This window comes from Streptomyces hypolithicus (genome assembly GCF_052934925.1).
In genome coordinates this window covers 2,596,064-2,608,742 of sequence record NZ_CM128811.1, presented here as the reverse complement: position 1 = coordinate 2,608,742, position 12,679 = coordinate 2,596,064, and the positions used below count along the sequence as shown (strand labels likewise).

Genomic DNA, 12,679 nt, shown 5'->3' with positions numbered 1-12,679 from the left:
CGAATCTGGGACAGAGCCAAGTTCAGGACAGTCCCTGGTCTGGAGAACCCGCGTGCCGGTCCCCGGAGGGGGGTCACGCGGGTTCGGTTGCGGGTTGGCCCGGCTCTCCCGCTGGTTAGTTGATGGTGATACCACGGCCGGCAACGAGGAGAGCGGCACCGGCTGCCGAGCCCGGCCAGGGCAGTGCGTCAGGGGTGGGTGCGTCCTTGGCTGCGACGTCGGCGTATCAGCCCGCCGGCGATCAGTAGGGCGAGGGCCGCAGCCACGACGGGGACGCCGATCCAGGTCAACGTTTCCGCCAGCCATCGCTGCACCGCGCCCGCCGCGTCGATCACCGGGTCGGTGTCCGGGCCGCCCCGCAGGAGGCGGATCTCGTACCAACCGTAGTACGCCACATAGGCCCCGGCCATGAGCAGCAGGGCGCCTCCCAGTCGTGAGGCGAAGGCTCCCAGCCGCCGGATGCCTGACACGCGGGCGGTACGGGTCAGGGCCACGGAGAGCGCGGCCGCGCCGACGATGACGCCCATGCCGGCTGCGTACGCCGTGAACAGCACGATGCCCTCGGCCGTCGAACCGCCGCGGAAGGCTGAGACGACGATGGCGAGGAACGGTGCGATGGTGCAGCCCAGCGAGGCGACGGCGTAGGCGCCGCCGAACAGTGCCATGGAGGTCAGGGACCGGGTGACCCGGGGCGCACGGCGGAGTTTCGGCAGGAGCGGAGGCAGGGTGCGTCCGGCCAGCAGCCAGCCTCCGACGAGGACCAGCAGCAGCCCGAACACGATGGTGAACCAGGGCAGATGCTGCTGGATCTGGCCGGCGACCGGGGCGATGGCGAGGCCGAAGAGGGCGAAGACGCCGGCGAATCCGGCGGTCATGGCGGCGGTTGCCGTCAGTGCGCGGCCGACGGCCGAGGCCCTGCTGGGTGAGTCGTCGCCGATGACGAGCAGCGACAGGTACGCGGGGAGCAGTGCGAAGCCGCACGGGTTGACGGCGGCGAGCATGCCCGCGGTCAGCGCCAGGGCGAGCGGGAGGTCGGACACCGGTCAGCCGACGAGTCCTGCGAGCTTGTCGGAGAGCCCCTTGCCGCCCGGCAGCACACCGGTGAAGACGGTCTTCCCGTCCTTGTCGAGCACGACGTACGTGCTCTGCTCAGTGATCTCGAACTTCTTCCAGATGGTGCCCGGCTCGTCGGACAGATTCGGGAAGCCGTCGATCTTGGTGGAGGAGACGAACTTCTTCATGGCTTCCGGCTGGTCAAGACCGGCCACCCCGATGACGTTCGCCCTCCCTTCGAACTCGGCCGCGACTTTCGCCGTCTCCGGCCCCTGGGCCGTGCACTTGGGGCACCACGGAGCCCAGAACCACAACACCGCGGGCTTACCGGCCAGCGTCGCGCCGTCGAACGGCTTCCCGTCGAGGGTGGTCCCGGTGAAGCGCAGCGCCTCGGGAACTGTCCCGGAAGAACCGCTGTCTGCCGAGGCGGGAGCGGAGGCGGAGGCCGTGTTCGTGGCGGAGCCGTCCGCGCCATCACCGGGCGAGGTGGCCCCGCCGCCGGAGCCGCAGCCGGTCACCGTGAGCATGCCGGCGGCCAGGACGGCTGGGAAGAACGAGCGGGCACGCATGTCTGCTCCTGATGGTCGGTATCGGCCCTGAATGTAGATCGGTCGGCCCCGTGGATGGGGCTGTGGTGTTCTTACGATTCGGTGACGTCAGCCCGCCTGGTCCTTCAGCCGATCGGTGTCGAGGACGGTGATGCGGCCTCTGGCGAGTCGGATCAGACCTTGGCCGGCGTACTCGCGCAGGACCTTGGTGGTGGTTTCGCGGGAGGTTCCGGCCAGGGCGGCGATCTGCTGGTGTGTGAGGGCGATCTGCGGGCTGCGGGTGCTGAGCATGCGGGGCTGGTTCTCGGCGGCGAGGGTCAGCAGCGTGGTGGCGATGCGCTGGGGTACGGATTTGAAGACGCTGTCGGACAGGCGCTGTTCGAGGTCGATGAGGCGGCGGCCGAGGATTTCGGTGATACGGGCGGAGATCCTCGCGTCGGAGAGCAGGAAGCGGCGGACGTCGGCGCGGCTCATCACGCACACGGTGACCTCGTCGAGGGCCTCGGCGAAGTTGTCGTACATGCGCTGGCCGAGCAGGGCCATCTCGCCGAAGATGGTGCCCGGTGCGATGATCGCGCAGGTCAGGGCGCGGCCGTCGGCAGATACGCGGAAGATGCGGATGCGGCCGCGTTTGAGGATGAACAGCACCTCGCTCGGCTGAGCCGGGGAGTACAGCAGTTCGCCCGCGGCGTAGGTCTTCATCGGCGCCGCGGCTGCGATGGCGTCCATTTCCCGTTCGTTGAGGTCGCGGAAGATGTCCACTTCGGAGATGCACCGAGTGTTCTCGGCATCCTCACCAGCGTCGGTCATGTGGTGCGTCTCCTCGCGTCGTCCCGGTGCCCAGGGCGGGGGCGCGGCGCCCCACGCGGGGCTCGCCAGCGCCTCCGCGCCGTCGGCCAGACAGTAGCCGTCCGGTGGGCTGCCGGCCGGTACCGCATCCCGGGGCGGTGCGCCGAGGCCGGGCGTCGACGCGGGTGTTCTCTGCCTCATCCTCCGGCCCGGCTGGTGCGCTGTTTGCCCATCGCCCGGGCGATCGCCGCGAAGGTCAGTCCGGCGAGCAGCCCGAACACCAGGTGGGCGCCGAGGCTGGAGCTGGTGACGTCGTTCCACTCGAAGACCGGCATGCCCATGTTCGCGGGCATGATCCACAGGGCGCCGATGAACCACCAGACGGCGCCGTAGACCAGGCCGAGGACTGCAGCGGGCGCCATCCGGAGGGCGAACTGCCCCAGCAGGGCGCCGAAGGTGATGCCGGCGAAGAGTGCGATGGAGAGGTGGATCAGCCACCCGGCGGCGGCGTTTGTCGAGCCGAGGAGGCCGGCGACCATCGTGATCATCGCGGTGTCCGCCATTGGCTTGGACACCGACATCCAGATGCCCATTCCGACGCCTCCGACCAGGCCGGCGGCGGCGCCCCAAGCCCCATGCACCGGGATCACGGCGGTTCTGGGGGAGAGCTGCGTGGCGGTTGTCATCGTGAACGTCCTCCTCGTACCGCTAATGGCTGTGGCGGTTCCGACGCTAGGTCCGGTGGCCCGTGCAGGTATGTGAGGGCCGTTACCTACCAGGCGGTAGTCCCGCTCGGATGTCAGGGCGACTTCACGGCGATGAGCAGGCGTAGCCGAGGGCGCCGTCGGCGATGGCCATGCGGGCCGCGTCGAGGACCGCCGGGGCGGCATCGAGGTCGAGGCCGACGGCGCTGAGCCTGTCCAGGGAGGTCATGCGCAGCAGGTTCAGCCTCGCCTCGATCTGGTCGATCATGCACACAAGGGTGTGGTCGTGGGACTCGGTGTGCACGGTGCGAAGTCCTGCGACGGCCAGGATCTGGGCGTACTCGGCCAGGGGGCGGGCGTTGGCGATGCACGCAATGCGGGCGCCGAGAGAGGTCAGTTCGGGCGGGAGCCGGTCGGGCTGGGTGGTCACGTCGGTGAGGCCGAGCCGGCCGCCGGGGCGCAGGACGCGGGCGAAGTCGGCGGCCGCTTTCGTCTTGTCGGGGAAGGTGCACAGCGCGCACTCACAGACCACCGCGCTGAAGACGCCGTCCGGATGGGGGAGTTGTTCCGCGTCCCCGGCGGTGAGTGGGCCTTCTCCGCCAGCCCTGCCGCCTGGGCCGCTCCCTGGTCAAGGGCGGTGTTGGCGGCGGAGTAGTCGACGCCCTCCACGTCCGCGTCGTAGGCGTCGGCGAGGAGCAGTGCCGTGGTGCCGCGGCCGGACGCGACATCGAGCACTCGCTCACCCGGGCTCAGGGTGAGGGCGCTTCGCGGATACCGGCATCGGGCATGACGCGGTTGGTGACGTAGTCGATGTAGTCCTCGACGTGCAGCAGTCGCGGGATGGGCAGGACGGTGCTGCTGCCCGGTTCTCCCTCCACCAGCAGGTAGGTGATGGAGCGGCAGGCCGGGAAGCAGCAGGGGACCGGGAAGAAGTCGCCTGGCCGGAACCACTGCGGTCGCTGGGCGTTGATGAGTTTGATGACGTCGGGGTTGGTGAGCCGGTTCAGCGGATCGAACTCCACATGGCGCCCTGAGTGGGTGGCGTCCTGACGGCCTGAAGATCGCCTCACTTTTCGTCCTCGGAATCCTCCTGACCTCCTTCGTCTCCCGCGTCCACCGCGCGTTCGAACTCCGCGCCGTCAACGTCGTACTGGACGAGACCGCGTGCCGGCTCGTCGACGAGGCGGCGGACTCCGGACCCCTGCGGATCATCGCCAACGAACCGGACGAGCGGGATGCGAAGGAGTACCGGGAAAAGGAGTACAGCCAGCGCGAGGAGACCCACATCCCCGACGGCAGGCCGGTCCTGTTCCTGGAGGTCAACGTGCGGACTCGTCGGACTTCACCGCCGATGTGGCGGTTGTGGGCGAGGAACGTTACGGGGCGCGCATCCTGAAGGTGGAGAGCGCCGCGGTGCCCAACACCATCGCGGCCGTCCTGATGAAGCTCCGCGACCGGACCGGCAGGGTCCCGCACGCGTACTTCAACTGGACTGAGGGGCACCAGCTCGGTCACCTGTTGCGTTTCCTCGTCTTCGGTGACGGCGAAGTCGCACCGGTCACCCGTGAGGTCCTGCGCCGGGCCGAGTCCGACATCTCCCGACGCCCCCGTATCCACGTGGGATGACGCGGATTCGCTCCAGGCTTTGCCGGGCGGATCGGACGTGACCTGCGGCGGGCACCGGCACCGGCACCAGCACCGGGGAGGCGCCAGGAGGCACCGGGGAGGCGCGGTGGGATCCTGGGGGCCCACCCCGACGCCACGGAGGCGATCCGCGCATGGCCAGCCGTTTCGAGCAGCTCGTCGTCGAATGCCGCGCACCGCGCACGCTCGCGGCCTTCTGGTGCTCCGCACTGGACTACACCGTCCACGAGGACCGGGACGGCGAACTCGTCGAGATCGGGCCTGCCGCGTTCGCACCGCTGGACGAACTCCGCGGCCGGGCCGTGGCCCCGCAACTCGTCTTCGCCCGTAGCGAGTCGGCCAAGGGCCCGGACCGCAAGAACCGCCTCCATCTCGACGTCTGCCCCATCGACCGCGGCCAGGACGCCGAGGTGGAACGGCTGCTCGCGCTCGGGGCGCGCCGTATCGACGTGGGCGCTCCGAAGGACGAGAGCTGGACCGTACTCGCCGACCCGGAGGGCAACGAGTTCTGTGTTTTGCGCAGTCTCGCGCCCGGCCACTTCGAGGAGTAGGGGGAACGTCAGTGGGATGGCCCGACATCGCGGGGGACACCGCGTTCACGATCAAGGTTCCCCAGCTCGACCCGCTCGTCACGGCCGGGTTCCCCGCCCATGTCACCGTGCTCTACCCGTTCCTGCACGACAGCCGGATCGACCGGGCGGTCCAGCGCGAGCTGGTGGAACTGTTCCGCTCCCACGACCCCTTCGATCTGTCCTTCGCCGAGTTCGGGCGCTACCCCGGCGTCCTCTACCTCGACCCCCGCCCGCACGACCCCGTACGGGCGCTCACCAAGGAACTCACCGGGCGCTGGCCCGAAGCGGTGCCCTACCGGGGGATCTTCGGTGAGGGACTCGACCCTCATCTGACGCTCGCCAACGACGAGGGCCCGGACACCTTCATGTCCGCGTACGACGCCCTTCAGGCCCGTTACGCGCCCGCCCTGCCGGTGACCGCCCGCGTCGGGGCGGTGCACCTGATCGTCAGGGCGGGTGACGGGTGGCAGAACCGGGCGGTGTTCCCGCTGGGCCGGAGCTGAGGGGTCCGCCGCCCCGGCTCAGGGCGCTACGCCGCCCCGGCTCAGGGCGCTACGCCGCCCCGGCACAGGCCGATACGCCGCACCTGAGCCGGCCGTTACGCCGCGCCGCCCGCCAGGATCACGGACCGGGTGAGATTGCGGGGCTTGTCCGGGTCGTAGCCGCGGGACTCGGCGAGGGCGACCGCCAGGCGCTGCGCGCGGATCAGGTCGGCGAGCGGGTCCAGGTCCGGCCCGGCCACCGCGCCCCCGGCCGCCCCGGCGCCCGCTGACTCGGCGGTTACTGTCCCCCCGACGCGCAGCACGTCGTCGGCCAGCCCCTCCGGCAGCCCGCCGAAGATCCACGCCACCCTGCCGGGGCCCGTGATGCTGATCGGCCCGTGCCGGTACTCCATGGCCGGGTACGCCTCCGTCCAGGCGCCGGCCGCCTCACGCATCTTCAGCCCCGCCTCCAGCGCGAGACCGTACGTCCAGCCGGTGCCGAGGAAGGTGAACTGCTCGGCCGCGAGCACCTCCGGACCCAGCGGTACGGTGAGCGCCCGGTCGGCATCCCCGATCGCCTCCGCCAGCGGCCGTACGCCGGCGGGCAGTGCGCCCTCGGCCTCCAAGTGGGCCCGCAGCAGGGCGAGGACGGTGGTGGCGAAGCGGGTCTGCACCACCGACTCCTCGTCGGCGAAATCCAGCACGGCGACGGCGTCCGCCATCCCCATGACGGGCGTGGCCGGGTCGGCGGTGATCGCGCCGGTGGGCACCCTGCCCTTCACCCGGCCCAGTACCTCCAGCACCTCCGTCGTGGTGCCGGATCGGGTGATCGCGAGGATGCGGTCGTAGCCGTCGCGGTAGGGGAACTCGGAGGCGGCGAAGGCGTCGGTCTCGCCGTGGCCGCCGCTCTCGCGCAGGACCGCGTACGCCTGGGCCATGAACCAGGAGGTTCCGCAGCCGATCACCGCGACCCGCTCGCCCCGGCGGGGCAGGGCGGCGGTGTGCCGGGGAAGCGACTCAGCGGCCCGGGCCCAGGTGGCGGGCTGGGTGGCGATCTCGGCCGCGGTGCGAGACGCGCTGCGGGGCGGGGTGTGGGAGCTGGTGCGGGAGGAATCCGCGGCGGACACAGGCATGGGTCATACCCCCAGATGATTGAACTTGCTCACAAGCTGGCTTCTGCAAGCACATTCGAGCGCTCTTCTGACGTCTCGCGCAGTATCCCTGAAGCAGAACTCGCAGTCCAGGCAGGCTTGTAGGGATTCGTGGACTTTGGGGGCGTGTCGTAGCTGCGCGTTACCATCAGCCCATGTCCAAACATGAGCGGTGGAGCGCGCTGCTGGAGCTGCTGGCCGCCGAGGGCAGGCTGGAGGTCGAGGAGGCCGCCACCACCCTGGAGGTCTCCGCGGCCACCATCCGCAGGGACCTCGACGAGCTCGCGGAGCAGCAGATGCTCGTGCGGACCCGCGGCGGCGCGATCGCCCACGGGGTGTCGTACGAGCTGCCCCTGCGCTACAAGTCGTCGCGGCACGCGTCCGAGAAGCAGCGGATCGCGGCCGCCGTGGCCGATTTGGTGGCCGACGGCGACGTGGTGGGGCTCAACGGAGGCACGACCACGACGGAGGTCGCCCGCGCCCTGGCGCTGAGGACCGGTAGCGGGCTGCGGGGCTCGGCCGCCGGTGGCACCGGCCCCGTTCTCACCGTGGTGACCAACGCGCTCAACATCGCGAGCGAGCTCGCCGTCCGCCCGCAGATCAAGATCGTGGTCACCGGCGGGGTGGCCAGGCCCCAGACGTACGAGCTGGTCGGGCCTCTGACCATGGGCGTGCTCAACGAAGTGGTGCTGGATGTCGTCATCCTCGGAGTCGACGGCCTCGATCCCGACCTGGGTGTGATGGCGCATCAGGAGGACGAGGCGAGCGTCAGCCGGCTGTTCGCCGAACGCGCGCACCGGGTCGTCGTCGTCACGGACTCCTCCAAGATGGGCAAGCGCGCCTTCGCCCGGATCTGCGGCCTCGACCGCATCGACGTCGTGGTGACCGACTCCGCGATTTCCGCGGAGGCGGCCGGCCGACTCACTGACGCCGGGATCAAGGTGGTCACCGTCTGAGCGTCCCGCGGCCCCCGCTGCCGACCGCCCCCACGCCCGCCTCACACGCCCGCCCCCACGCGGTCGCGGGTCAGGGAGCGATCGCCATGTCGAAGATGTGGACGTTGGCGTTCGACGGCAGCACCACGAAATCGACGGTCTTGGCTGTGTCGAGCGGCACCGAGTGGGCGAAGACGCTGTACTTCACGGTGGCGTTGCCGTACCCGTCCTGGCGGTTTCGGCCGTCGGTCGATGCGACGAGCGTCGCACCGTGGGCCGTGACCGGGTCGAACGACCAGTTGGGGAAGCCGAACGAGCCGCTGCTGGAGCTTCCGTCGGTGTAGTGCACGGTGGCACTGCCGGTGGCGCCGCTGGTGACGCCCGAGCCGAGGAACACCAGCTTGCCGCCCTTGCCGCTCAGCGCCACGGCCTGTCCGGCGCTCGACACGTTGTCCCTGGTGCCGGCCGGCACGTCGGGCCAGGTCAGTTCGGCGCCCAGCGCGTTGACTGTGGAGCCCGGCGTCAGGCCGACGGCGGCGAGTTTCTGCGCCGAGAAGCTGTTGCCGCCGCCGTCGTAGTTCCCGGCCTTCGTGGCGGACTCGTCGGTGATCGCCACGTTGTTGTATGCCGCGGCCAGATTCGCCTGCGGCGATCCGCTGCGCTCGGTACGGGTGCCGGTCGCCGCGCCCTTGCCGTCGCCGCCCTTGTACGTCGCGGTCGCCTTGAACGTACGGATCACGAAACCGGGCCGCTGCTCGGGGACTTGGACCTGGAACGTCGCAGCGGCCGACGCGCCTGCCGCGAACGACCCGTCCAGACTGCGAACGGACGGCTGGACCGCCCAGCCCACCGGCCCCGCGAACGAGACCTTCAGTGAACGCAGGCGCTGGGGGCCCGCGTTCTTGACGGTGACCTTCACCTCCCGGATCGCCGGACCGTCGAGATCGACCGCTGCGACGCTCACCTCGGTCACCGCCTCGGTCACCGCATAGGACGCGGTCTCGGACGCGGTCTCGGACGTGATCTCGGGCGCGGCCACCGCTGTCTGCGCGGCGGGGACGAGCGCGATCGTGGCCGCGACCGCCACGGCCATGGATCTGAGCGGACTGATCAGTCGGACTGGTCTCACTGCCTGCTCCTTCGAAAGGGACGCTGGACGCGCGATGGACGGGAGGACGTACGTACCTACGCGACCGGCGGCATCTCACTGCTGCGCGAGTCGAGGCCGGGGCGCAGGTTCACCCACGCGCCGCGCGTGAAGTCCGGCACCGCGACCGGACCGCCCTTGTTTTCCAGGGACATGACACTCAGGGGGACGGGCGCGCACCAGGCCGCCGAGTCGTACACGTCGATGTCCGGGACCAGTCCCGCCCGCATCAGCTGCACCGTGCGCCACTGCAGGACGTAGTCCATGCCGCCGTGGCCCCCGTTGTTCGCGGCGTCGTCGCCGATCTTCTTCCACAGCCAGTGGTCGAACTCCTTGCGGTAAGTGTCGAAGTCGCGCCAGGAGTGCCCGCTGTGGTCCGGCTCGACGTAGACCCGACCGCCCGTCGACGACGTGCCCGCGTAGTCCTCGAAGATGCCGCGGCTGCCCGCGATGGTGTTGATCCGGCTGTACGGCCGGGGCGAGCTCACATCGTGCTCGGCCCGGATCATGCGGCCCTTGGCCGTCTCGATCGAGCAGCTGACCAGGTCGCCGTTGATGTACGTCTCGTTCCACGACGGGTGCGACCTCGGGACGAACCGCTCCCGGTAGTCGGCGAGCCCCTTCGGCGCGGTCGCCGTCGCCTTGAGCGTCGTCATCCGGTCGCCGCGGTTGATGTCCATGGCCGCGGCGATCGGGGCCAGCCCGTGCATGGCGTAGAAGGACGCGGTGCTGCGGGTGTGCCAGAGGCGGCGCCACGAGTCGGTGTAGTACGTGTTCGAGAAGAGCAGCTCGCGCAGGTCGTGCAGGTAGCCGCCGTGGCCGTTGGTGATGTCGCCGAAGAGGCCCTCGTGCGCCATTTTCAGCATGGCCAGCTCGTTGCGGCCGTAACTGCAGTTCTCGGCGAGCATCAGGTTGTTGCGGGTGCGCTCCGACGTGTCGACCAGGTCCCACAGCTGGCTCAGTTCGGTGGCTATCGGCAGTTCCACGACGGCGTGCCGGCCGGACAGCAGCGCCGCCTTGCCCTGCTCGTAGTGGAATTCCCAGGGCGTCGCGATGTACACGAGGTCGATGTCGTCGCGCTCCAGCATCTCCTTGTACGAGCCGGCCGAGCCGCCGAACTCGGCGGGGCGCGGCTTGCCCTTGGCGACGAGCTGGTCGGCGGTGCGCTTCGCCCGGTCGGCGCGTATGTCGCAGACGGCCGTCACGACACAGCCGGGGACCACGGACCACCCGGTGGTCATGCCCGAACCCCGGTTGCCGAGCCCGATCACGCCGACGCGCACGGTCTTGTACGGCGCGAAGGCCACGTTGACCATCGACTTCTGGCCGGGCTTGCGGCCCGGCGGCGCGGCGAGCGGTGAAGCGGCGGCAGCGGCTGCGGGCGCCGGCGCCGCTGCCGCGCCCGAGGCCGATCCGATCCCGGCCGCGAGCGCTCCGGTGGCCAGCGTTCCTCCGAGGACCAAACGGCGTGAGACTGCGGGGATTTCAGGCATGGCGACAACGCTCCTAGTTGCGTGACCGGCATCACTGGCGGGGACGACTCTCGCGGGAGCGCCCGATGCATGTCAATAGGTGCTCGCAGGAAGGGCGTTGCGAACAGAATCAAGCATTCGGCTGCACGAGGGTGCACGCGGCTGGTCGAAGACGGTGTCCCCAGGTGCACCCCCAGGGCTGTTGCGCTCCACTGGTGCGACTCCGGCACAGGTCAAGCGGATGATCGTCGGAGAAGCGGCCCTGGTCGGCCTGGCCGGCGCACTCCTCGCGATCGTTCTCGCGATGCTCGCCGGACGGGCCCTGCTGCGGATGTTCCAGCGCAGCGGTCAGGTCGCCGAGAGCGTCGAGTGCGCGTTCGGCCCCATCGCGCTCACCTCCGGTGTGGGCATCGCACTCCTCGCCCCGATGGGCGCCGCCTTCCTCGCCGTCCGCCGTGCCGCCAAGCCGCAGGCGGCCGCCGGCGGACGCGCCACCGGTGGCCGGGGCCGGGCACTCGCCGGATACGGTGCGCTCGCCGTCGGCGGCGGCGCCGTGCTCACCACCCTCACCATGGATGGCACGGACCCGATGGCGATGGCCCCGGCGGCGTACGGTGCGATCGCACTGGCGGCGGGCTGCGCCGTGTTCTCACCGGCGCTGCTGCGCGCCCTGCTGGGTCGGCTGGGCCGCCCGGCCGAAGTCCTGGCCGGCGCGAGCGGTTACCTGACCGTACGTACTCTGCGCCGACGCGCCGACGCGCCGACGCGCCGACGCGCCGGGGAGCTGTCGGGCGTACTGATGCCGCTGATCCTGTTCACCGGAATGGCGACGGCCACGCTGTACATGCAAGCGGTGGAGAGCGACGCGAGTGCGGCCTCACGAAGTCCGTCGACGACGAGAACCTGGAGAGGCTCAATCTCGTGGTCGTCGGCATCATCGCGCGCTAGCTTGAGATTTAACCTCCGGATTCGAACAGCTCCGACCAGCCCTTCCTGCCGCACGAGCAGGCTCCGCAGCACAGTCGGAAATCTAAGCAAGTCGGGACAAACGGTGCGCATGCTGGTTCCGTGAAGCCGACTTGCGGTCGTGTTCGAGCGGCGAGGTTAAATCTCAAGCTAGGGGGTGTCTGACAATTCCCCGTGGGTCAAGGAGCGGCGTCCGGTGCGTGCGATCGCAAGGCGCCGGACAGTCCTCGCAGCGGAGCTACTGGGGCTTTTCGGCAACGCTGCGAGCGTGCGTGCCGGGCGTCGCGACGCCGCGGGGAATTGTCAGACACCCCCTAGACCTGGAGGCCCTCGCGCCCGGCCCCGTCAGCCCCCGGTGGCTCCGGGCGTCGGGGTCAGCACCACGAACTCCGCGTCGGACGGGTCGAGGCACACGGCCATCCGTCCCACCCCTTCCGCGTCCTCCGGACCCACGCGCAGGCTGCCGCCGTTCTTGGTGACCTTGGCGACGGTGGTGTCGCAGTCCGCGACTTGGAACACCGGGTGCCAGTACGGGAGGCCGCCGGTCAGGGCGAACGCGTCGGCCGGCAGCTCCATGATGCCGCCGTGCATGCGCTCCGGGGCGAGACCCGGCGGCGTGATCATCGAGTAGACCCCGCCACCGCCCGGCATCTCCATGTCCTGGATCTGCCAGCGGAACAGGCCGTCGTAGAACTCCTTGGCGGCGGCCGCATCAGTGGTGGCGAGCTCGATCCAGCACAGGGTGCCGGGCTGGTCCACGGCGCCCATGCCCGGATCGGTCAGCGGCTGCCAGACGGCGAACTGGCCGCCCTGCGGATCGGTGAACTGCGCCATCCGGCCCTCGCCGCCCGCGTCCATCGGTGGGACCCGCACCTTGCCGCCGGACGCCTCGACGGTCGCGGCCGCGGCGTCGGCGTCGGCGGTGCTGAAGTAGATCATCCAGGCCGGGCGGGCGCCCTCCTCGGTGAGCAGGCCGATTCCGGCGATGGTCTTGCCGCCCAGCTTGAAGGTGCCGTACTGGCCCGCTTCGGGGGCGTCGGCGGGCTCCGACCCGTCAGGTTCGTACGGCTGGAACTCCCAGTCGAACACCGAGCCGTAGAACGCGGCGGCAGCGGGGACATCCTGGGCGCCGATGTCGATCCAGCACGGTGAGCCGGGCACGAAGTCGGTGGTGATCATGACGCTTCCTCTCGAAGATGCGCTGTGGACTCAGCCA

At 70.3% G+C, this 12,679-nt stretch carries 13 protein-coding genes and 2 pseudogenes; 5 read left to right on the top strand and 10 right to left on the bottom strand.

Annotation, left to right across the window (positions count from 1 at the left end):
* Nucleotides 1-188 precede the first annotated feature (188 nt).
* The 6 genes from ACU6WZ_RS12220 to ACU6WZ_RS12195 form a co-directional block, all read right to left on the bottom strand.
* On the bottom strand, nucleotides 189-1,040 hold the full coding sequence (locus ACU6WZ_RS12220) for a cytochrome c biogenesis CcdA family protein (protein ID WP_447033305.1): 852 nt from the start codon (nucleotides 1,038-1,040) through the stop codon (nucleotides 189-191).
* 3 nt (nucleotides 1,041-1,043) lie between these two features.
* On the bottom strand, nucleotides 1,044-1,622 hold the full coding sequence (locus ACU6WZ_RS12215; protein ID WP_447033303.1) for a redoxin domain-containing protein: 579 nt from the start codon (nucleotides 1,620-1,622) through the stop codon (nucleotides 1,044-1,046).
* A gap of 87 nt (nucleotides 1,623-1,709) precedes the next feature.
* A complete protein-coding gene (locus ACU6WZ_RS12210) occupies nucleotides 1,710-2,411 on the bottom strand; it encodes a Crp/Fnr family transcriptional regulator (RefSeq protein ID WP_447033301.1) in 702 nt (233 codons plus the stop codon).
* A 176-nt stretch (nucleotides 2,412-2,587) separates the two neighbouring features.
* Nucleotides 2,588-3,076: a hypothetical protein gene (locus ACU6WZ_RS12205; RefSeq protein WP_447033300.1), complete on the bottom strand. Its 489-nt coding sequence runs from the start codon at nucleotides 3,074-3,076 to the stop codon at nucleotides 2,588-2,590.
* A gap of 124 nt (nucleotides 3,077-3,200) precedes the next feature.
* Nucleotides 3,201-3,626: a class I SAM-dependent methyltransferase gene (locus tag ACU6WZ_RS12200; protein WP_447033299.1), complete on the bottom strand. Its 426-nt coding sequence runs from the start codon at nucleotides 3,624-3,626 to the stop codon at nucleotides 3,201-3,203.
* A gap of 217 nt (nucleotides 3,627-3,843) precedes the next feature.
* Nucleotides 3,844-4,164 carry a hypothetical protein gene (locus ACU6WZ_RS12195; protein WP_447033298.1) on the bottom strand — a complete coding sequence of 107 codons (321 nt, stop codon included), beginning with the start codon at nucleotides 4,162-4,164 and terminating at the stop codon, nucleotides 3,844-3,846.
* On the opposite strand from ACU6WZ_RS12195, the pseudogene ACU6WZ_RS12190 reads away from it, so the two are divergent.
* From ACU6WZ_RS12190 to ACU6WZ_RS12180, 3 genes and pseudogenes are all read left to right on the top strand, one after another.
* Nucleotides 4,137-4,720 (top strand): annotated as a pseudogene (locus tag ACU6WZ_RS12190) (amino acid transporter); the annotation flags it as partial. The gene ACU6WZ_RS12195 and the pseudogene ACU6WZ_RS12190 sit on opposite strands and share 28 nt — an antisense overlap.
* Before the next feature lie 152 nt (nucleotides 4,721-4,872).
* Nucleotides 4,873-5,289: a VOC family protein gene (locus ACU6WZ_RS12185; RefSeq protein WP_447033296.1), complete on the top strand. Its 417-nt coding sequence runs from the start codon at nucleotides 4,873-4,875 to the stop codon at nucleotides 5,287-5,289.
* 11 nt (nucleotides 5,290-5,300) lie between these two features.
* Nucleotides 5,301-5,813: a 2'-5' RNA ligase family protein gene (locus tag ACU6WZ_RS12180; RefSeq protein WP_447033294.1), complete on the top strand. Its 513-nt coding sequence runs from the start codon at nucleotides 5,301-5,303 to the stop codon at nucleotides 5,811-5,813.
* A 95-nt stretch (nucleotides 5,814-5,908) separates the two neighbouring features.
* On the opposite strand, the gene ACU6WZ_RS12175 is transcribed toward ACU6WZ_RS12180, so the two are convergent.
* Nucleotides 5,909-6,925, bottom strand: a complete 1,017-nt coding sequence (locus ACU6WZ_RS12175; RefSeq protein ID WP_447033293.1) for an SIS domain-containing protein — start codon at nucleotides 6,923-6,925, stop codon at nucleotides 5,909-5,911.
* A 173-nt stretch (nucleotides 6,926-7,098) separates the two neighbouring features.
* Here ACU6WZ_RS12175 and ACU6WZ_RS12170 point away from each other — a divergent pair, with 173 nt between their 5' ends.
* Nucleotides 7,099-7,899 (top strand): DeoR/GlpR family DNA-binding transcription regulator, encoded by an 801-nt coding sequence (locus ACU6WZ_RS12170; protein ID WP_447033292.1) that lies wholly within the window; start codon nucleotides 7,099-7,101, stop codon nucleotides 7,897-7,899.
* 70 nt (nucleotides 7,900-7,969) lie between these two features.
* Here ACU6WZ_RS12170 and ACU6WZ_RS12165 read toward each other — a convergent pair whose 3' ends face one another.
* Nucleotides 7,970-9,007 (bottom strand): beta-sandwich domain-containing protein, encoded by a 1,038-nt coding sequence (locus tag ACU6WZ_RS12165; RefSeq protein WP_447033291.1) that lies wholly within the window; start codon nucleotides 9,005-9,007, stop codon nucleotides 7,970-7,972.
* Nucleotides 9,008-9,063: 56 nt separating this feature from the next.
* Entirely contained in the window at nucleotides 9,064-10,518 is a 1,455-nt protein-coding gene (locus ACU6WZ_RS12160) for a Gfo/Idh/MocA family protein (protein ID WP_447033289.1), read from the bottom strand.
* Between the two features lie 178 nt (nucleotides 10,519-10,696).
* Between ACU6WZ_RS12160 and ACU6WZ_RS12155 the strand changes: the two are divergent.
* Nucleotides 10,697-11,436: pseudogene (locus tag ACU6WZ_RS12155) on the top strand (FtsX-like permease family protein); the annotation flags it as partial.
* A gap of 372 nt (nucleotides 11,437-11,808) precedes the next feature.
* Here the strand turns inward: ACU6WZ_RS12155 and ACU6WZ_RS12150 are convergent.
* Nucleotides 11,809-12,642 (bottom strand): VOC family protein, encoded by an 834-nt coding sequence (locus tag ACU6WZ_RS12150; protein WP_447033288.1) that lies wholly within the window; start codon nucleotides 12,640-12,642, stop codon nucleotides 11,809-11,811.
* Nucleotides 12,643-12,679: the final 37 nt, after the last annotated feature.

What these genes read in the sequence shown, in the direction of transcription:
- ACU6WZ_RS12205 (WP_447033300.1), bottom strand. Translation starts at nt 3,076, where the DNA reads ATGACAACCGCCACGCAGCTCTCCCCCAGAACCGCCGTGATCCCGGTG.
- ACU6WZ_RS12150 (WP_447033288.1), bottom strand. Translation starts at nt 12,642, where the DNA reads ATGATCACCACCGACTTCGTGCCCGGCTCACCGTGCTGGATCGACATC.
- ACU6WZ_RS12215 (WP_447033303.1), bottom strand. Translation starts at nt 1,622, where the DNA reads ATGCGTGCCCGCTCGTTCTTCCCAGCCGTCCTGGCCGCCGGCATGCTC.
- ACU6WZ_RS12160 (WP_447033289.1), bottom strand. Translation starts at nt 10,518, where the DNA reads ATGCCTGAAATCCCCGCAGTCTCACGCCGTTTGGTCCTCGGAGGAACG.
- ACU6WZ_RS12170 (WP_447033292.1), top strand. Translation starts at nt 7,099, where the DNA reads ATGTCCAAACATGAGCGGTGGAGCGCGCTGCTGGAGCTGCTGGCCGCC.
- ACU6WZ_RS12185 (WP_447033296.1), top strand. Translation starts at nt 4,873, where the DNA reads ATGGCCAGCCGTTTCGAGCAGCTCGTCGTCGAATGCCGCGCACCGCGC.
- ACU6WZ_RS12175 (WP_447033293.1), bottom strand. Translation starts at nt 6,925, where the DNA reads ATGCCTGTGTCCGCCGCGGATTCCTCCCGCACCAGCTCCCACACCCCG.
- ACU6WZ_RS12210 (WP_447033301.1), bottom strand. Translation starts at nt 2,411, where the DNA reads ATGACCGACGCTGGTGAGGATGCCGAGAACACTCGGTGCATCTCCGAA.